Origin of the sequence: Nitratireductor sp. CH_MIT9313-5 (genome assembly GCF_037029545.1) — a bacterium.
Classification (GTDB): Bacteria; Pseudomonadota; Alphaproteobacteria; order Rhizobiales; family Rhizobiaceae; genus Chelativorans.
Map to the genome: position 1 here is coordinate 14,783 of NZ_JAYMER010000014.1, position 19,391 is coordinate 34,173.

At 58.9% G+C, this 19,391-nt stretch carries 15 protein-coding genes; 7 read left to right on the forward strand and 8 right to left on the reverse strand.

The window, feature by feature from the left end:
- The first annotated feature begins 83 nt into the window (after positions 1-83).
- From clpX to hupB, 3 genes are all read left to right on the forward strand, one after another.
- Complete coding sequence (gene clpX, locus WA367_RS07595; protein ID WP_036481200.1) at positions 84-1,358, forward strand: ATP-dependent Clp protease ATP-binding subunit ClpX; 1,275 nt, start codon at positions 84-86, stop codon at positions 1,356-1,358.
- A gap of 344 nt (positions 1,359-1,702) precedes the next feature.
- Positions 1,703-4,120: an endopeptidase La gene (gene lon, locus WA367_RS07600; RefSeq protein ID WP_336056198.1), complete on the forward strand. Its 2,418-nt coding sequence runs from the start codon at positions 1,703-1,705 to the stop codon at positions 4,118-4,120.
- Between the two features lie 193 nt (positions 4,121-4,313).
- Positions 4,314-4,586, forward strand: coding sequence for a DNA-binding protein HupB (gene hupB, locus WA367_RS07605; protein ID WP_336056199.1), 273 nt, complete (start codon positions 4,314-4,316; stop codon positions 4,584-4,586).
- Positions 4,587-4,666: 80 nt separating this feature from the next.
- Here hupB and WA367_RS07610 read toward each other — a convergent pair whose 3' ends face one another.
- The 8 genes from WA367_RS07610 to WA367_RS07645 form a co-directional block, all read right to left on the reverse strand.
- Positions 4,667-5,710, reverse strand: coding sequence for an endonuclease/exonuclease/phosphatase family protein (locus tag WA367_RS07610; protein ID WP_336056200.1), 1,044 nt, complete (start codon positions 5,708-5,710; stop codon positions 4,667-4,669).
- A complete protein-coding gene (locus WA367_RS07615) occupies positions 5,707-6,762 on the reverse strand; it encodes a sn-glycerol-3-phosphate import ATP-binding protein UgpC (RefSeq protein ID WP_336056201.1) in 1,056 nt (351 codons plus the stop codon). The genes WA367_RS07610 and WA367_RS07615 overlap by 4 nt, the downstream gene beginning before the upstream one ends.
- A gap of 13 nt (positions 6,763-6,775) precedes the next feature.
- Entirely contained in the window at positions 6,776-7,690 is a 915-nt protein-coding gene (ugpE, locus tag WA367_RS07620) for a sn-glycerol-3-phosphate ABC transporter permease UgpE (protein ID WP_336056202.1), read from the reverse strand.
- A gap of 10 nt (positions 7,691-7,700) precedes the next feature.
- Entirely contained in the window at positions 7,701-8,582 is an 882-nt protein-coding gene (locus tag WA367_RS07625; RefSeq protein ID WP_336056203.1) for an ABC transporter permease subunit, read from the reverse strand.
- A 94-nt stretch (positions 8,583-8,676) separates the two neighbouring features.
- Positions 8,677-9,987 (reverse strand): extracellular solute-binding protein, encoded by a 1,311-nt coding sequence (locus WA367_RS07630; protein ID WP_336056204.1) that lies wholly within the window; start codon positions 9,985-9,987, stop codon positions 8,677-8,679.
- A 172-nt stretch (positions 9,988-10,159) separates the two neighbouring features.
- Positions 10,160-12,232: a TRAP transporter permease gene (locus tag WA367_RS07635; RefSeq protein WP_336056205.1), complete on the reverse strand. Its 2,073-nt coding sequence runs from the start codon at positions 12,230-12,232 to the stop codon at positions 10,160-10,162.
- Between the two features lie 104 nt (positions 12,233-12,336).
- A complete protein-coding gene (locus WA367_RS07640) occupies positions 12,337-13,347 on the reverse strand; it encodes a TAXI family TRAP transporter solute-binding subunit (RefSeq protein WP_336056206.1) in 1,011 nt (336 codons plus the stop codon).
- Positions 13,348-13,468: 121 nt separating this feature from the next.
- Positions 13,469-14,398 (reverse strand): LysR substrate-binding domain-containing protein, encoded by a 930-nt coding sequence (locus WA367_RS07645; RefSeq protein WP_336056207.1) that lies wholly within the window; start codon positions 14,396-14,398, stop codon positions 13,469-13,471.
- Positions 14,399-14,535: 137 nt separating this feature from the next.
- On the opposite strand from WA367_RS07645, the gene chvE reads away from it, so the two are divergent.
- The 4 genes from chvE (at position 14,536) to WA367_RS07665 (ending at position 19,374) form a co-directional block, all read left to right on the forward strand.
- On the forward strand, positions 14,536-15,603 hold the full coding sequence (gene chvE / locus WA367_RS07650; RefSeq protein WP_442935554.1) for a multiple monosaccharide ABC transporter substrate-binding protein: 1,068 nt from the start codon (positions 14,536-14,538) through the stop codon (positions 15,601-15,603).
- A gap of 68 nt (positions 15,604-15,671) precedes the next feature.
- A complete protein-coding gene (gene mmsA / locus WA367_RS07655; protein WP_336056208.1) occupies positions 15,672-17,195 on the forward strand; it encodes a multiple monosaccharide ABC transporter ATP-binding protein in 1,524 nt (507 codons plus the stop codon).
- Positions 17,196-17,208: 13 nt separating this feature from the next.
- The gene (mmsB, locus tag WA367_RS07660; protein WP_336056209.1) at positions 17,209-18,438 is read left to right on the forward strand and encodes a multiple monosaccharide ABC transporter permease; all 1,230 of its coding nucleotides are present in this window, start codon (positions 17,209-17,211) and stop codon (positions 18,436-18,438) included.
- A 3-nt stretch (positions 18,439-18,441) separates the two neighbouring features.
- Positions 18,442-19,374 (forward strand): Gfo/Idh/MocA family protein, encoded by a 933-nt coding sequence (locus WA367_RS07665; protein ID WP_336056210.1) that lies wholly within the window; start codon positions 18,442-18,444, stop codon positions 19,372-19,374.
- Positions 19,375-19,391 lie beyond the last annotated feature (17 nt).

Genomic DNA, 19,391 nt, shown 5'->3' on the forward strand with positions numbered 1-19,391 from the left:
CCTTTTAAGGCTTCTGCCCTTCTCTCTTCCGGCAGGACTGTCCATCTCTGGGGGTTGCCGGTGGTACTGAAAGGACGTGAGAAATGAGCAAGATCAATAACAGCGGCGGTGATTCCAAGAACACGCTGTACTGCTCGTTCTGCGGCAAGAGCCAGCACGAAGTACGCAAGCTCATTGCTGGCCCGACCGTGTTCATCTGTGATGAATGCGTCGAACTGTGCATGGACATCATCCGCGAGGAAAACAAATCCTCCATGGTGAAGTCTCGCGAAGGCGTGCCAACGCCTCAGGAAATTCTCGAGGTTCTCGATGACTATGTCATCGGTCAGCCTCATGCCAAGCGCGTGCTTTCCGTGGCGGTTCACAATCACTACAAGCGCCTGGCCCATGCGGGCAAGAATCCTGACGTGGAGCTTGCCAAGTCGAACATCCTGCTGATCGGTCCGACGGGTTGCGGCAAGACGCTTCTGGCCCAGACGCTGGCGCGCATCATTGATGTGCCCTTTACCATGGCCGATGCGACCACTCTGACCGAAGCCGGTTACGTGGGTGAGGATGTCGAGAACATCATTCTGAAGCTGCTTCAGGCTGCCGACTACAATGTCGAGCGCGCCCAGCGCGGCATCGTCTATATCGACGAGATCGACAAGATTTCGCGCAAGTCGGACAACCCGTCCATCACGCGTGACGTCTCGGGCGAGGGCGTCCAGCAGGCGCTGCTGAAGATCATGGAAGGCACGGTTGCTTCCGTTCCCCCGCAGGGCGGACGCAAGCATCCCCAGCAGGAATTCCTGCAGGTGGATACATCCTCCATCCTCTTCATCTCCGGCGGTGCCTTTGCCGGTCTCGACCGCATCATTTCCGATCGTGGTCGCAAGACCTCCATCGGTTTTGCCGCGACCGTGGATTCGCCGGAAGACCGCCGCACCGGCGAGCTTCTCAAGCAGGTCGAACCGGAAGATCTTCTGAAATTCGGTCTCATCCCCGAATTCGTTGGTCGTCTGCCGGTGCTGGCAACGCTCGAGGATCTCGACGAGGATGCGCTGGTGCAGATCCTCTCCGAGCCGAAGAACGCGCTTGTGAAGCAGTATCAGCGCCTCTTCGAGATGGAGAATGTGGAACTGACCTTCCACGAAAACGCGCTGCGTGAGATCGCCCGCAAGGCAATCGAACGCAAGACGGGTGCTCGTGGTCTTCGCTCGATCATGGAAGCGATCCTGCTCGACACGATGTTCGAGCTGCCCGCTCTCGAGGGTGTTCAGGAAGTCGTGATCTCTGACGAGGTCGTGGCCGGCAATGCCCGTCCGCTCTACATCTATGCAGAGCGCGAGAAGGAAAAGGACAGCGTCAGCGCCTGATTGCAGGACGTGACATCAAGGGGCGGGGCTGATCGCGGTAGTGCCGCTTTCTCCCGCCCTTTTTCACGTTTTTGCACTGTTGTTTCCCTGTAACCGCGTTTCAGTTCTTTAACCCTGGGCCATCCGCGTCTACCTTGAAGGCCGGATGGGCACGCGCCGCATTGAGCGACATGGTGTCAAGACCTTGATATGCGCGCCCGCACTCTCCAACTAGGGAGTGAGCGGGTGCCCCGGGTCAACGGACCGGTGTCGCGAATGCGAGCCTTGTCGGAGCGGGGCGCTCCTTCGTCTGAAAATGTCCGCGGCTTGCCTCATGGGAGGTCGTGGTTTGAAAAGGCAGAACAATGACAGAAACTCCGAATATCGGCAGTGACACTCTCTTCCCCGTCTTGCCCTTGCGCGACATCGTGGTGTTTCCGCACATGATCGTGCCGCTCTTCGTGGGGCGCGACAAGTCGATCAAGGCTCTGGAAGAGGTGATGGGGGCGGAAAAGCAGGTCCTGCTTGCAACCCAGATGAACGCCGCTGATGACGATCCGGATGCCAGCGGCATCTATGATATCGGCACGCTGGCCAATGTGCTGCAGTTGCTGAAGCTTCCCGATGGCACCGTCAAGGTGCTGGTCGAAGGTGCTTCGCGTGCGCGCATCACCAAGTTCACCGAGCGTTCCGAGTTTCACGAGGCCTATGCCGAGCTTCTTCCCGATCCGGAAGATGACGAGGTCGAGATCGAGGCGCTTGCGCGCTCGGTCGTTGCCGACTTCGAAAATTATGTGAAGCTCAACAAGAAGATTTCGCCCGAAGTGATCAGCGCCACGAGCCAGATCGAGGATTACTCGAAGCTGGCCGACACGGTTGCGTCGCATCTGGCAATCAAGATCCCTGAAAAGCAGGAAATGCTGGCCACCCGCTCGGTTCGCGAGCGCTTGGAAAAAGCCATGGGCTTCATGGAAGCCGAGATTTCGGTGCTTCAGGTCGAAAAGCGCATCCGCTCGCGCGTCAAGCGCCAGATGGAGAAGACCCAGCGCGAATATTACCTGAATGAGCAGATGAAGGCCATTCAGAAGGAGCTTGGCGAGGGCGAGGACGGTCGCAACGAGACCGCCGAGCTCGAAGACCGCATCAAGAAAACCAAGCTTTCCAAGGAAGCCCGCGAGAAGGCGGAAGCCGAGTTCAAGAAGCTTGCGACCATGTCGCCCATGTCTGCGGAAGCGACGGTGGTGCGCAACTATCTCGACTGGCTCCTGTCCATTCCGTGGAAGAAGGCAAGCAAGGTCAATCACGACCTCCACAAGGCCGAAGAGGTTCTCGACGACGATCATTTCGGTCTGGAAAAGGTCAAGGAGCGCATCGTCGAATATCTCGCCGTGCAGGCGCGCCAGAAGAAGCTGAAAGGCCCGATCCTGTGCCTCGTCGGCCCTCCCGGCGTCGGCAAGACCTCGCTCGCCAAGTCCATCGCCAAGGCGACCGGCCGCGAATATGTTCGCATGGCCTTGGGTGGCGTGCGTGACGAGGCCGAGATCCGCGGTCACCGCCGCACCTATATCGGCTCGATGCCCGGCAAGGTCATCCAGTCGATGAAGAAGGCGAAGAAGTCCAACCCGCTCTTCCTGCTCGACGAAATCGACAAGATGGGCATGGATTTCCGCGGCGATCCATCTTCGGCACTGCTGGAGGTCCTCGACCCCGAGCAGAACTCGACCTTCATGGACCACTATCTGGAGGTCGAATATGACCTCTCGAACGTGATGTTCGTGACGACCGCCAATACGCTGAACATCCCGCCGGCCCTGATGGACCGTATGGAGATCATCCGTATTGCCGGTTACACCGAGGACGAGAAGGTGGAGATCGCCAAGCGCCATCTTCTGCCCAAGGCGATCCGTGAGCATGGCCTGCGCGACGGCGAATTCTCCGTCACCGACGAGGCACTGCAGACTGTCATCCGCACCTATACGCGTGAGGCAGGTGTGCGTAACCTTGAGCGTGAGCTGATGAAGCTTGCCCGCAAGGCCGTGACCGAGATCCTGCGCACCGACAAGGATCGCGTGGACGTGACGGCGGAAAACATCTCCGACTATCTGGGCGTCCAGCGCTATCGCTTCGGCGAGGCCGAGGGCGAGGACCAGATCGGCGTTGTTACCGGTCTCGCATGGACGGAAGTCGGCGGCGAATTGCTGACCATCGAAGGTGTCATGATGCCCGGCAAGGGCAAGATGACCGTCACCGGCAATCTGCGCGACGTGATGAAGGAGTCGATTTCGGCTGCCGCATCCTACGTCCGCTCCCGTGCTGTTGACTTCGGCATCGAGCCGCCGGTCTTCGAGCGCAAGGACATCCACGTCCACGTGCCCGAGGGTGCAACACCGAAAGACGGTCCGTCGGCCGGTGTGGCCATGGCCACCTCGATTGTCTCCATCATGACCGGCATTCCGGTGCGCAAGGACATTGCCATGACGGGTGAAATCACCCTGCGCGGACGTGTCCTGCCGATCGGCGGTCTGAAGGAGAAGCTGCTTGCAGCCCTTCGCGGTGGTCTGAAGACCGTGCTCATTCCTCAGGAGAACGCCAAGGATCTGGCGGATATCCCCGAGAATGTGAAGAGCGGTCTGGAAATCATCCCCGTCAGCCGTGTCGGCGAGGTTCTGGAACATGCGCTGACGCGCAAGCTGGAGCCCTTGAAAGACTGGGTTGAGCCGGTCGCCGAGGCCTCGAAAGTGGATGTCGCCGAAGAATCAGGCGGCACGACCATCGCCCACTAGAGGCCCGTCAAACGAAAATCTGCAAAAGCCGGTCCAATTGGGCCGGCTTTTCTTCTGAAAGTGGCGGAAAACATGGGATTCCGGGCGCTCAAAGCGCATTTCTCGCTTGGTTGGAGCATGCGTTCTAAATAGACTGCCCACCTCACCGGCGAGTCTTAACGTCGGTCGTAATCAGGAAGGGGTTTATAGTTTTATGAACAAGAACGAACTCGTGTCCGCCGTTGCAGAAGAAGCGAACCTTTCCAAGGGTGACGCCCAGTCTGCAGTCGATGCGGTTTTCCAGGTCATCACCAATGAGCTCAAGAAGGGCGGCGACGTTCGGCTTGTCGGTTTTGGCAACTTCTCCGTCTCGCGCCGTGAAGCCTCCAAGGGCCGCAACCCGCAGACCGGCGCAGAGGTCGACATTCCGGCTCGCAACGTGCCGAAGTTCTCGGCCGGCAAGGGCTTGAAGGACGCGATCAACTGATCGCAGGCACCACGCCGAATACGGAAAAGCCGGGCAGTACGCCCGGCTTTTTTCGTTGTGTGGCGCTGCTGCGAACGCGCTCAGGCAGATAAATCGACAGCCTTGCGATCACCAAGGCCGATAGCCGCAGTGGTCAAGTCCACCGTCGCGACAATACATTCATGGTCCGACAGCGGCGTGCCATCACTGTCCAGAGACGGAAGAAGCCGTGCTGGCTTGCCACCCATGCCGCGTGCCGCGAACCAGTCGAGTTTCATCTTCCGGTTTTCATGCGGGCTGATGAGGCTGGCGCGCGTGGTGATGCCCTCAGGCGTGAGGCCCCAGTCATAGCCACGCGCTTCGGCCATGCTGAACAGGGTCTCCTTGCGCCAGTCATAGTCCGGCGGCAGGTGATTGCCGGTATTGAGGTCGCCTCCGATCAGGACCGGCAGGTCCGGCGCAAAGGCGTCGATAGCATTGAGCAATCGCTCAAATTGCCGGTGACGATATGATCCGTCCGCATTGCTCTCCAGATGTGTTGAAACCACACATATCGGTCCCTCCGACGTCGGCACGATTGCAGCCACCGCCATACGACCGCCAATACGCGGCTGACCGGGATCGGCCTTCTCACTGCAAAACCAGTGACCCTCCTCATCGAGCCGGATCAGCTCGACGCGCTCGAAGGGCGCTGCGGAAAGAATGGCATTGCCGTGCCAGCCATGGGCGTTGAAATCGTCCGCGCAATATTTGCGTTCGGTCTCGCCACCGAGGCCAAGTTCATGAAACTCCACGCCATAGACGAAATGCATCCCAAGCGCTTGAGCCATCTCCGCGGTCGTATCGCGCTGGCCGGTGCGGGCCATGCCGTTGTCCATTTCAGACAGGAGCACGATCTGCGGTCCGAAGGGTTTCAGGTGCTCAGCGCTGCGATCGGGAAACAGGCAGCGCTCAACATTCCAGGCAGCAACGGTGAAACCGGACGGCAGGAAGGGGAGGGAGCCTTTTCCGCCAACCTGCAGCACATTCATCGCATCAACTTCAGCCATCAGCGCCGAATGTGCGTCGGGCGTGCGCGGCGCATCACTGATCCGCTGCCGTTGATCCGGCGTCACCTCGGGCAATTTGCGGACTGTGGGTGTCATAGCCGATGCCCCTCTTCCGGATGGAACAGGTGAATGGCGCAAGGATCGAAGCGGAGTCCCGAAATGCCGGGAGCGGCGTCCGCTTCCTTGCCGACACTGACTGTGAATGGATGGCCGGCAAGATTGCCGTGAAGAAGGCGGTTCGCGCCAAGTTCTTCCACGACATCGATCTGGAACGGGACGCCATCCCGCGGCGAGGCAAGGACGACATCTTCAGGACGCACGCCAACCTGCACCGCTCCCTTGTGATTTGCTGCCTGGCCAATCTTGATTGCGGTCTGGTCATCGAGCAGAACCGAGCCGTTTCCATTGTAGTTGCCCGGCAGAAGGTTCATCGGCGGCGCACCCATAAAGCTTGCCACGAATGTGGAGGCGGGCTTGTGATAGATCTCCGCCGGCGTTCCAACCTGCTCGATCCGCCCGTCATTCAGGACGAAGATGCGGTCGGCCATTGTCATGGCTTCAACCTGATCATGGGTCACATAGATGGATGTCACGCCAAGTCGGCGCTGCAGCTTGCGGATCTCGATGCGCATCTGGTTGCGTAGCTTGGCATCCAGGTTTGAAAGGGGCTCATCGAAGAGGAAGAGTGCAGGGTCGCGCACGATCGCACGTCCCATGGCCACGCGCTGGCGCTGGCCCCCGGAGAGCTGACCGGGCTTGCGGTCGAGATATTCGGTGAGGTTGAGAATATCGGCAGCCTCACGCACCTTCTGTTCGATCACAGGCGCTGGTGTACCGCGATTTTTCAAACCATAGGCGATGTTCTTGGCAACGGTCATATGCGGGTAGAGCGCATAATTCTGGAACACCATCGCAATGTCACGCTCGGCGGGATCAAGGTCATTGACCACGCGGTCACCGATGCGAAGCTCCCCGCTGGTGATATCTTCCAGTCCCGCTATCATCCGCAGAAGCGTGGATTTTCCGCAACCCGACGGGCCGACGAGAACGACAAATTCGCCATCGGCAATGTGGAAGCTGCAGGGTTTGACCGCCTGAGTTCCCTTGCCATAGGTCTTGGAGAGATTGCTTACGCTGACTTTCGCCATTGTCTGTACTTTCTTATTTCTCGGACTCGACAAGGCCCTTCACGAACCAGCTCTGGAACAGGATGACGATGGCCACCGGCGGCAGCATTGCGATGATCGCAAGTGCCATCATGCGTCCGTATTCTGGGATCTGTGAGCCTTCGGCCATGGCCTGGATGATCTGGCGGATGCCGCGCACCAGCGTGAACAGGCCTTCTTCAGTGGTGATGAGGGTCGGCCAGAGATACTGGTTCCAGCCATAGACAAACATGATGATGAAGATGGCCGCGATCATGGTGCGTGACAGCGGCACGAGGATGTCGATGAAGAACTTGACCGGTCCCGCACCATCGATCCGCGCAGCCTCGACCAGTTCGTCGGGCACGGAAAGGAAGAATTGACGGAAAAAGAAGGTGCCGGTCGCAGACGCCAGAAGCGGCACGATCAGGCCCGTATAGGTGTTCGTCAGCCCAATGCCCTGGATGACCTCGTAGGAGGGCACGATGCGCACCTCCAGCGGCAGCAGGATCGTCGTGAAGATGGCCCAGAAGGCGAAGGTGGCAAAGCGCAGGCGGAAATAGACGATCGCATAGGCTGCGATCATCGACAGCACGATCTTGCCTACCGCAAAGCCCACGCCCAGAATGAATGAATTCAGGAGCATGGTCGTGCCGGTGATGGCACCGGTGAAGCCGCCCTTGGCGAAAAGCGCTGCATCGAAGTTCTTCACCAGATCGTCACTGAAACCAAAGGACAGCCCCTCGCGCTGGATATGCACCGCGTCGTGGCTGGCGGTGGTGAGGGCCAGATAGACCGGCACCAGCATGAAAAGCGCGCCGGCAATCAGGATGGCGTGATCGGCTATGGTCGAGAGCTTGACGCCGCGGCGCTTGGCTCTCGCCGGTTCATGGGTCTGTGACACGGAGATGATACTGTCTGCAACGGCCATCACGACCTCCTCAAGTATAGTGGATCCGCCGCTCAAGCAGGCGGAACTGGAAGATTGTCAGGGCAAGCACAAGCACCATCAGCACCACAGACTGCGCCGAGGATCCGCCAATATCATTGCCGCGGAAGCCATCGACAAAGACCTTGTAGACAAGGGTCATCGGATTGGAGGCGGGGTTGTTCTTCACCAGCGTGTCGATGACGCCGAATGTATCGAACAGCGAATAGGTGATGTTGATGACGACCAGGAAGAACGCCGTCGGCGCCAGCAGGGGAAAGGTGACTTCCCAGAAGCGGCGAAAGCCTGAAGGATTGTCGATCATCGCCGCTTCACGCACATGACGCGGAATGGATTGCAGTCCTGACAGGAAGAAGATGAAATTGACGGGGATCTGGATCCAGACTGACACGACGATCATGGCCAGCGCGGTATCGGCATAGCTGACACCCAGGCGGTAGTCGTAGCCGAGAAAGGCGAAGAAGTCGGTGATGATGCCGATATTCTGGTCAAACAGCATGACGCCGACCAGACCAGCCACCGGGGGTGCCACGGCATAGACCCACATCAAAAGCGTGCGATAGGTTTTCGCGCCACGGATGACCTTGTCCGCCTTGACTGCAAGCAACAGTGATATGGCGAGCGCGAGGAAGGTGACAAGCGCGGTGAAGAACAGCGTGAAGCGCGCGACCTTCATGTATTCGGCGGAGGTGAACAACCGCGTGTAATTGGCCATGCCGACAAATTGCGAACCGAAGCCGAAGGGATCTTCGAGATAGAAGGAGGAGTGGAGCGCGCGCCAGGCCGGCCAGTAGAAGAACACGCCGATGATGATGAGCTGCGGTACCAGCAGCAGGATCGGCAGCGAAATGTGTGAAAACTGAGAGCGCTTCACGGATCAACTCGCATCTGGAATGTGGAAGAACATGCCGCCTGATGCGGCAAGACAGGCGACCGGATGGCCGCCTGTCTCAGATGAGTGGCAGGCCTTAGCCCTGGCCGCCCTGCGTCTGCGCAAAGCGCTCGAGAAGCGCATCGGCTTCCTTCTTGATGGTCGCGAAAGCGTCATCGAGCGAGGTTTCGCCGTTCAGGTAGCGGGTATATTCGCGGTTCATCACGTCACGGATCTGGACGTAGAAGCCCATGCGATAGCCCTTGGTGTTGTCACCGGCAGGAAGCTGAAGCTGCTGGATGCCGATTTCGGCAGCCGGGAACTTCTCGTAGTGGCCATCTTTCTTGGCGAGTTCGTAAGCAGCTTCCGTGATCGGCACATAGCCGGTCTCACGGTGCCACATATACTGAACCTCAGGCGAGGTCAGATAGCGGAAGAACTCGGCTGCCGCCTTGTTTTCTTCATCCGAGTGGCCCGACATCGCAAAGAGAGCGGCACCACCGATAAAGGTCTGCGTCGGCTCTTTCGTCACCTTCTCCCAGTAGGGCAGGTAGGTGGCGGAGAAGTCGAAGTCTGCTTTCTGGACGAGGCCACCGAAGGAGCCGGACGAGCCGAGCCACATCGCAACTTCACCAGCCTCGAACGGCTTGGCATTGTCGTCCCATGCCGCGCCGTAGAAAGCGGCCAGATCATTGTCGATCCAGTTCTTGAAGCTCTCGAAGTGAGCCTTCAGCTCAGGCGCATCGGCATTGATCGACACATTCACGCTGTCATAGCCGTTGTTTTCGGTGGCAAATGGCAGGTTGTGGCGGGAGAAGAAGTTCTCCGTGAAGATCCACGGCATGTGCGACTGGGTAAGCGGCGTATAACCGGCTTCCTTGAGAGCAGGAGCGGTAACGGTCTCGAACTCTTCCCAGGTCTTGGGCGGTGTAACACCGGCCTTTTCCATCGCCTCTACATTGTAATAGAGGATCGGGGTCGAGGAGTTGAACGGCATGCCGATCATCTTGCCGTCGGAATCGGCATAGAAGTAACGAACGCCGGCGATGTAGTCCTCGATATTGAACTCGACACCATTCTGGTTGAGGAGGTCCTCAACCGGCACGACCGCACCTTTGGCGCCGATCACGGTGGCTGCACCGGCATCGAAGACCTGAACGATGTTCGGCTGTTCGCCGGCGCGGAAAGCAGCAATGGCAGCCGTCAGCGTCTCTTCATATGTGCCCTTAAAGACAGGCGTGATCTTGTACTCGTCCTGGCTTTCATTGAAATCTGCGGCGATCTTGTTCACGGTCTCGCCGAGCGCACCGCCCATGCCGTGCCACCAGGTGATCTCGGTTTCTGCGTGAGCAGGTGCGGTGAGAGCGCCGAGAACGGCACCGACCGACAAGAGAAGCTTCGTTTTCATCAATTGTCTCCCAAAGGGGTTGCGCTGAGTAATCTCGCGGCCCGGGAGTTAGGCTTCTCTTGTTACAGCTCCATGTCGGAACTGTTTCAGTTTCTTGACGATCAACAGTCGCATGAACCGCGATTGATTGAGCAAGCGCTCAATCAATCGTCAGTCAGCAAGGATTGGATGTTCAGTTTGCAGCCGCAGATCTGGCTGCAGTCACCTGACGCAGAATGATCGGAGCAACCAGAACGGCTCCGACAATCGTGGCGTAAAGGTCCGGCGCGACGAACAGCAGTGCGGCAAAGCCAAGCAGAATGCGCTCATAGGTTCGCAACGGACCCATCAACCAGTTCGCGAAGGCGGCCGACAGCATCCAGATGCCAAGCATGGCGCCGATGGTGGCAAGGAAGAATTCACTCCAGCTGAAATTGTCGGTCACCAGAAGCATGGAAGGGGAGAAGACGAACACGAAGGGAACGAGGGCCTTGCCCATGCCGAGGCGGAAGGCCGTATTGCCGGCCTTGAACGCATTGGCACCGGCAATGCCTGCCGCCGCATAGGCGGCCAGTGCGACCGGCGGGGTTATGTCTGCCAGAACCCCGAAATAGAAGACGAAGAAATGCGCCACGATTGGCTGCACGCCAAGCAGGCTGAGAATGGGAGCGGCAACCGCGATCATGATCAGATAGTTCGCTGTCGTGGGAATGCCGCACCCCATCAGCACGCAGACCACCGCGGTCATGATGAGTGTGAACAGCAGGGTCAGGGTCGCGACACTTGCAATCTCAACCGGAAGGAAGGCGAGGGTTTCATGAACGCTCTGCGCCCATCCAGCGGCGACCGAGGTCACCATATAGGCAATCTTGAAGCCCACGCCGGTCAGCGTGACGACGCCGATGATCACGCCCACAAGCGCGGCTGCGGCAGTCACGGACAGCGAATATTTCGCGCCGACGACCATGCCGTCCCAGGTCTCGCGCACTGTCTGGGTTATGGCGGTCTTCACGTCATGGCGCAGGAAGTTCTGGATGACGAGCACGAGAAGGCAGGCAGTGATGCCCCAGAAGGCGGCAAGATACGGCGTCTTTCCCGAAAGCAGGATTGCAACCAGAACGAAGAGTGGCAGGGTGGTGAGCCATCCCGCCTTGAACACCGTCCACGCAACCGGCAATTCGTCCCTTGTAAGCCCGCGCAAGCCGCGCCGTCGCGCCTCCAGATGCACCTGCACGAGCACGCCGAAGAAATGCATGAAGGCCGGTACGAGCGCGGCGGTCAGGATGGTCGTCAGCGGCACTCCCAGATATTCGATCATGAGGAAGGCAACAGCACCCATCACCGGCGGCGTGATCTGCCCGCCCGTGGAGCTTGCCGCTTCGACCGCTGCGGCGAAGTGGCGGGGATAGCCAATGCGAATCATGGCCGGGATGGTCAGCGAGCCGGTGGTCACCGTATTGGCGATGGACGAACCCGAAATCGAGCCCAGCATGGCCGAGGAAAGGACAGAGACCTTTGCAGGTCCTCCGGAATATCGCCCGGCAAGCGCTGAAGCCAGATCAATGAAGAGCTGGCCGAGGCCAATACGCGTTGCCAGAACGCCGAAAAGCACGAAGTGGAAAACATAGGTCGAGATGACGCCAAGTGCGGTGCCATAAATGCCCTGGCTCGTCAGATAGAGGTGGTTGACAATATTGTTCCAGCTCGCACCCGGATGGGCGAAGATACCCGGCATGGCCTGTCCGAAATAGGCATAGGCAATGAACAGGAGTGCGATGACGGGCAGGGGCCACCCCATCGCCCGGCGGGTGGCCTCCAGCAATACGGCGATCAGCACCGTCCCCATGAAGACATCTATCGGCAGTGGATCGCCGACTCGAAAGGCGAGATCGTTGAAGATCCACGGCACATAAAGTGCGGAGATTGCACCGGCGATGGCCAGGAGCCAGTCGGTCAGGGGAAAGCCGAAGGGGCTCAGAATGCCGCTCTTGGGCGAAGTCGGTCGGCTCCAGGCGGTAAAGAATATGAAGATCAGGGCGAGGGTGAAGGCAAGATGCAGCCCGCGATGGGTGGTCGCCTGCGGGATGCCGTACCCGGCCGTGTAGTAGTGGTAGCAGGAGAGAACGAACAGCGCGCCACCGGCGGCCCATCCCAGCAGGGACGGCAAGGGCCTGAAGCGGACTTCCGGATCGAAGCGCTCTTCCAGCGCTTTCATTTCCTCTTCGCTCAGCGCTTCCGCGCGTTCGGTCTCAGACGGTGTAACCATCCTGCAAAGCCTCGTTCAGATCGCCTTGGTCGCGCGTAGACGGTGGTGATCAAGGCCGGTCGGTGAAACCGGCCTTGATGCATGATTGAACCAGCGTGGGTGGATCAGTTGTTCAACACACCGGCTTCGCGGTAGAACTTCTCTGCACCAAGATGCAGCGGGATACCAACGCCATCCAAAGCCGTCTCCAGCGTGATCTGGCGGCCCTTGAGATGACCGGCATCGAGAAGCTTGCGGGTGTTGTCGTTCCAGAGTGCCTTCGTGATCTCGTAGATGAGTTCTTCCGGCTGCTCTGCGCTCGTTACCCACTGCGCACCGACGGAAAGTGTCGTCACTTCCTCGTCCACACCCTCATAGGTCCCGGCAGGCACCTTGTTCACTGCAAAGAAGCCGTGCTCGCTCACCACCGAATCCGCTTCTTCCCCGGAAATGGAGACGAGCTTGATGTCGTGCTGGCTCGCCAGTTCGGCGATTGCACCTGCAGGGAAGCCGCCGACGAAGAAGAAGGCATCCATGGCGCCGTCACGCATGCGCTCTGCAGCCTGGTCAGGCTTCAGGTAGTGTGCTTCCACCTGCTCTTCCGAAAGGCCGTAGGCGCCAAGGATGATGCGTGCATCAACCAGTGTGCCGGAACCCGGCTCATCAAGCGAAACGCGCTTGCCCGCGAGATCCGAAACGCTCTCGATGCCGCTCGAAGCACTTGCCACGAGGTGGATGGTTTCAGGATAGAGATTGGCAATGGCGCGCAGATTCGATACCGCGTCGCGACCTTCCCAGATGCCCGTGCCGCTATGGGCCCAGGTGGCAACGTCGGACTGCGAGAACCCCGATTCCAGCGAACCACCGGCGATCGCATTCACATTGGCGACCGAGCCATTGGCCGAAAGGGCCGTGGCGATAAGGCCGGGCACACCGCAGGAACCGCCTTCCTCGCAGGGACGGGAGCCTGGAGGATTGGAGATCGCATTCGCGATCAGCCCGCCGATTGGATAGTAGGTGCCGGCCGTTCCGCCGGTGCCGATGCGAAAGAACTGCGGCTGCTGTGCCAATGCCACGCCGCTGATGGCAAGCCCGCACAAAGCCGCCCCGAAAATCGCAAATTGTCTTCTATTCACGTGATCCTCCCTAAGTGGAACAGAATACTGGATAATCTGAGCTATCACTGAATCTGTCAGTCAGCAAACTGACTTTACCTCTTGCACAGCAACAGTTCGACGCTTGGTAAATCTGAAGTCCTTATCCGCGGGGCGAAAGCTCGGTAATGAGAAGATCCCGGAAGCGGCTGCAAATCGGGCTGAGCGGGACCCCCTTGCGCATGATGAGCTGGTAGGGCGTCAGGATCAGCGTCTCCTTGAAAGGAAGCTCCTTGATCTCGCCATTGCCGGTCTGGGCTACAAGTTCAGCCACTTCTTCCGTCATGGCCGCGACCGCATCCGATTCCCGCAGATAGCTGAGTGCGACGAGCAGCGAGGCCGTGTCGACACTATCCTTGGGAACGGGAAGTCCACGATTGATAAAGGCCTGCTCGACACCTTCGCGAATAGGCATGCCGCGGGCCTGGATGATCCAGGTAAGATTGGCCAGATCGATGTAAGTGACCCTTTGGCGACTTTGCAGCGGGTGGTCAGCACGGGTGAGATAGCGCACTACTTCAACCCGCCCGCGTCGCACATCAAGTCGCCGTGCATCGATATATGGCGGCACCCGCGCAAGTACCATGTCGTAGTCGCCGCGCAAGAGGCCGTCGACCAGTTCGGAGCTGGGGGCGACATTGACTGAAACCTCGGTGCGCTGTGCCTCTGTCTTCAGCTTCTGCAAAGCGGGAACGACGAAACGGACCGCCGGACCGGTTACCGCACCAACCCGCACGGTCCCGGCCAATCCGCCTTCAAGTGCTTCCAGTTCTGCTGTCGCGGCAGACATCTGCCCCAGACATATCTTCGCGTTCCTGATGAGAATTTCACCTGCCGGCGTTGGCTCCATGCCCTTCGGGTGCCTGTCGAACAATGGACGACCGACAATCTTTTCCAGCTCAGCCAGACTGCGTGAAGCGGCTGGCTGTGTGATGGCCAATGCATCCGCTGCAAGCGAAAGCTGCCGGGTTTCGGCAATCGATGTGACCAGCCGCAGGTGCTTGAGGCTGAGACGGGAAGCTAGGTTTCGCATGAGCGATGCATACCAAAATGGTTATGACATTCCTATGAGATATTATTTGAACGGCAAGTCAACGCGCGCAATGATCGAACTGCGTTGTAGTTACAGATCGCACAGGTCGCGGCTCGCTTTGCCGCAGGGAGGAAATCATGAAGAAGTTTACCGCAGGGCTGACAGCCCTGGTCATGGTGGCGTGCCTTGGTGCGCCATCCGCTTTGGCGCAGGAAAAGGGCACGATCGGCATCGCCATGCCCACCAAGTCCTCGGCCCGCTGGATCTCGGACGGTGAGTCCATGGTCAAGCAGTTCGAGGAAGCCGGTTACGAAACCGATCTCCAATACGCCGAAGACGATATTCCCAATCAGCTCGCCCAGATCGAGAACATGATCACCAAGGAGGTTGATGCTCTCGTGATCGCGGCTATCGACGGCACCACTCTGTCGAATGCGCTGGCCAATGCCGCAGCACTGGATATTCCGGTCATCGCCTATGACCGTCTGATCCGTGATTCAGGTGACGTCAGCTATTACGCGACCTTCGACAATTTCAAGGTCGGCGTTCAGCAGGCGACATCGCTCGTGAAAGGTCTCGAAGAACGCTTCCCCGATGTCTCCCCTTGGAATGTCGAACTGTTTGGCGGTTCACCGGACGATAATAACGCATATTTCTTCTATGATGGTGCGATGTCGGTCCTTCAGCCCCTGATCGACGAGGGCAAGATCGAGATCAAATCCGGCCAGATGGGCATGGACACAGTCGGGACGCTGCGTTGGGACGGTGCGGTTGCCCAGGCGCGCATGGATAACTTGCTCTCCGCTCACTATACCGACGACACCGTCCATGGCGTGCTTTCGCCCTATGACGGCCTTTCCATCGGCATCCTCTCCTCGCTGAAGGGCGTGGGCTACGGTTCCGGCGACACGCAGATGCCGATCGTCACCGGGCAGGATGCGGAAGTGCAGTCTGTCAAGTCGATCCTGGCTGACGAACAGTATTCGACCATCTTCAAGGATACCCGCGAACTGGCCCGCGTCACGGTTGGCATGGTCGAGGCACTGCTCGAGGGCGGTGAGCCCGAGATCAATGACACCGAGACCTACGACAACGGCGTGAAGGTCGTTCCGTCTTATCTTCTCGAGCCTGTCTCCGTGGACAAGAGCAACTGGGAAGAGGTCCTGATTGGCTCCGGCTACTACGAAAAATCAGAAATCGAGTAATCGCAACTTGTACTGGCCGGGCGAAGCTTCGATGGCTTCGCCCGTCTTCGCCGGAAAGAACAACACCCATGTCCGTACTGCTAGAAATGCGGTCGATCACGAAAACCTTCCCAGGCGTTCGTGCGCTCGACAATGTCTCGCTGTCCGTTGAGGAGGGCGAAATCCACGCGCTGGTCGGCGAAAACGGTGCCGGCAAGTCGACGCTGATGAAAGTGCTGTCCGGCGTTTATCCTTACGGGGAATATGAGGGTGAGATCATCTTCGACGGGGAGGTCTGCCGCTTTCAGGGGGTGAATGACAGCGAGAAGGCCGGCATCATCATCATCCATCAGGAGCTTGCTCTGGTTCCGCTGCTGTCCATTGCCGAGAACCTGTTTCTGGGAAATGAATGTGCGACCAAGGGGGTCATCAGTTGGCAGGAAACCTACCGCCGCACCGAAGGCCTCTTGAAGAAAGTGGGTTTGAGCGAACCCCCGCAAACACTGGTGGACGATCTGGGTGTTGGCAAACAGCAGCTTGTTGAAATCGCCAAGGCCTTGTCCAAGGATGTGCGTCTTCTCATCCTGGACGAACCGACAGCCGCCTTGTCCGAGGCTGACAGCCAGACACTGCTGGATCTGATTCTTGAACTGAAGGCGCAGGGCGTCACCTCGATCATCATCAGCCACAAGCTGAACGAGGTCCGTCGTGTTGCTGACACGGTCACCGTCATTCGCGACGGTGCTACGGTTGCGACCCACGACGCGCGGGGACGTGATCTCTCCGAGGAGATCATCGTGCGCGACATGGTCGGGCGTAGCCTGGAAAACCGTTATCCTCCACGCATGCGCCGCCCGCGCGATGAGCGTCTGCTCGAAGTCGACAACTGGAGCGTGACGCATCCCGAACATGCCGAGCGTCAGGCCGTGCGCGATGTCAGCTTCCACGTCAATGCCGGCGAGGTGGTCGGAATTGCTGGCCTGATGGGGGCAGGGCGTACCGAACTTGCCATGAGCCTGTTTGGGCGCAGCTATGGCCGTAATCACAGTGGTACCGTGCGGATCAAGGGTGAACCCGTCGATCTGTCGACCGTCGGGCGTGCCATTGATGTTGGTCTTGCCTATGTCACAGAGGACCGAAAGGGGCTTGGGCTGGTGCTTGATGACGAGATCGTGCGCAACACCACGCTTGCCAATCTTCCCGCTGTTGCACGCAACGGCGTTATCCAGCCCGAAGAAGAAGTGCGCGTGGCGGAAAAATACCGCAAGGCGATGAATATCCGCACGCCGCACGTCTTCCAGAAAGTCGGCAATCTGTCGGGCGGCAACCAGCAGAAGGTCGTCCTGTCCAAATGGCTGTTCGCCAATCCTGAAGTGCTGATTCTCGACGAGCCGACGCGCGGCATCGATGTCGGCGCGAAATATGAAATCTACACGCTGATCAATGAACTGGCTGCCGAAGGGCGAGGGGTCGTGATGATCAGTTCGGAAATGCCTGAACTTCTGGGCATGTGTGACCGCATCTACGTGATGAACGAGGGCGCGTTTGTCGGTGAGCTTTCAGCCGATGAAGCAAGCCAGGAGCGGATCATGTCGCTCATCGTCACGCATTAGGGAGAATGACGCGATGTCCGAGACAGTGACCGCGAATGCCACCACCACCCGTAGCTGGGGCAGCTATCTTACTTCACATATCCGCGAATACGGGCTGCTTTTCGCCCTGATCGCGATCATGGTCTTCTTCCAGATCGTTACCGATGGGACGTTGCTGCGCCCGGTCAACATCACCAATCTGTTCCTGCAGAACAGCTACATCATCATCATGGCGCTCGGCATGCTGATCGTCATCGTCTGTGGCCATATCGACCTGTCGGTGGGTTCCGTCATGGGCTTCATAGGCGCACTGGCTGCCGTAATGATCGTGCAATGGGACGTGTCCTTGTGGGTCGCAATCCCCGCCTGCCTTCTGATGGGCACGCTCATCGGTGCGGCTCAGGGTTATTGGGTCGCCTATTGGAGCATTCCCTCCTTCATCGTCACGCTGGCCGGCATGCTGGTCTTCCGCGGCCTTTCGCTCTGGCTTCTCGAAGGTCAGTCGGTCGGCCCGTTCCCGCGTGAATTCCAGGCGCTGTCGACCGGCTTCATACCCGACTTCCTGCCCTTCATCGGTGATGGCATCATGGCTGTGACCGGCGACAAGCGCATGAACGGCTTTGCCATGGCCGTTGGCGGTGCGGTTGTTGCCTGCATCATCTGGCTTGGCCTGCGTAAGCGTCAGCGCAATGAGGCCTATGGCATCGAAGATGAGCCAAAGAGCTTCTTCATTGCACGCAATGTCATCATTGCCGGCGCATTCATGTTCCTGATCTACAAGCTCTCCACCTTCCGCGGGCTGCCCAACGTGCTCATCACCATGGGCATCCTGACCATCATCTACGCCTTCATCACCGAGCGTTCCACGCTGGGCCGTCGCATCTACGCCATTGGCGGCAACAAGAAGGCTGCAAAACTCTCGGGCATACCCGCCGAGCGGCTGACCTTTCTGACCTTCGTGAATATGGGCTTCCTCGCAGCACTTGCCGGTCTCATCTTTGCCGCACGTCTCAACACGGCGACGCCGAAGGCAGGTTTCGCGCTCGAACTCGACGTGATCGCAGCCGTATTCATCGGCGGCGCTTCCATGTCGGGCGGCGTGGGCAAGATCGTTGGTGCGGTGGTTGGCGCCTTCATCATGGGTGTGATGAACAACGGCATGTCGATCATGGGTATCGGCATCGACTATCAGCAGGTCATCAAGGGTCTCGTGCTGCTCGCTGCCGTGATCTTCGACGTCTACAACAAGCAGAAGCGAGGCTGAGTGATGGTTGCGAAGACACACAAGGTCGCCATTGTCGGCGTTGGCAAGATTGCACGGGACCAGCATGTGCCGGCCATAGAGCGTAGCCAGGCTTTCGAACTTGCAGCCACCGCCAGTCGCAATGCGGAAATCTCGGGAACCCGCGCCTACCGGACGCTGGCCGAGCTCCTTGACGCGGAACCGGGCATAACCTGCATATCCCTGTGCACGCCGCCGCAGGCACGTTACGTGGATGCGCGTCTGGCGCTCGAGGCCGGTCGCCATGTCATGCTGGAAAAACCACCCGGTGCCACCCTGTCGGAGGTTCATGATCTTGTCGAACTGGCCAGGTCGAAGAATGTAAGCCTCTATGCCACATGGCATTCCCGCCATGCGGCGGCGGTTGATGCGGCACGCGATTGGCTGGCCGACCGCAGGATCGACGCGATCAGAATCAACTGGAAAGAGGATGTGCGCCATTGGCATCCCGGCCAGGAGTGGATCTGGGAAGCCGGTGGCGTGGGAGTGTTCGATCCGGGCATCAACGGCCTGTCAGTGCTCACCGAGATCCTGCCATTCGCCATACATGTGGCCCGCGCTGAATTGTCGTTCCCTGAGAACCGGGACACGCCCATCGCGGCCAGTCTGCGTTTCCGGGCGCCGACGGACATTCCGATCACAGCGGAGTTCGACTGGCTGGAAGAGGGAAGCCCGCTCTGGGACATCGAAATCGACACGGATGGCGGCGCCATGCTGCTGCGCGAGGGCGGAGCACGCCTTCTCATCGACGGCAAGGAGAAGGCTTCGGGCGGCGATGCGGAATATCCGCGCCTTTATGCGCGATTCGCCGAACTCATCCCCACCGGTGCGATCGATGTTGATCTTGCACCCATGCGCCATGTCGCCGACGCCTTCACGCTTGGCAAACGCGTGACCGTTCCCCCATTTCACTGGTAATCACCGAAAGGCATTTT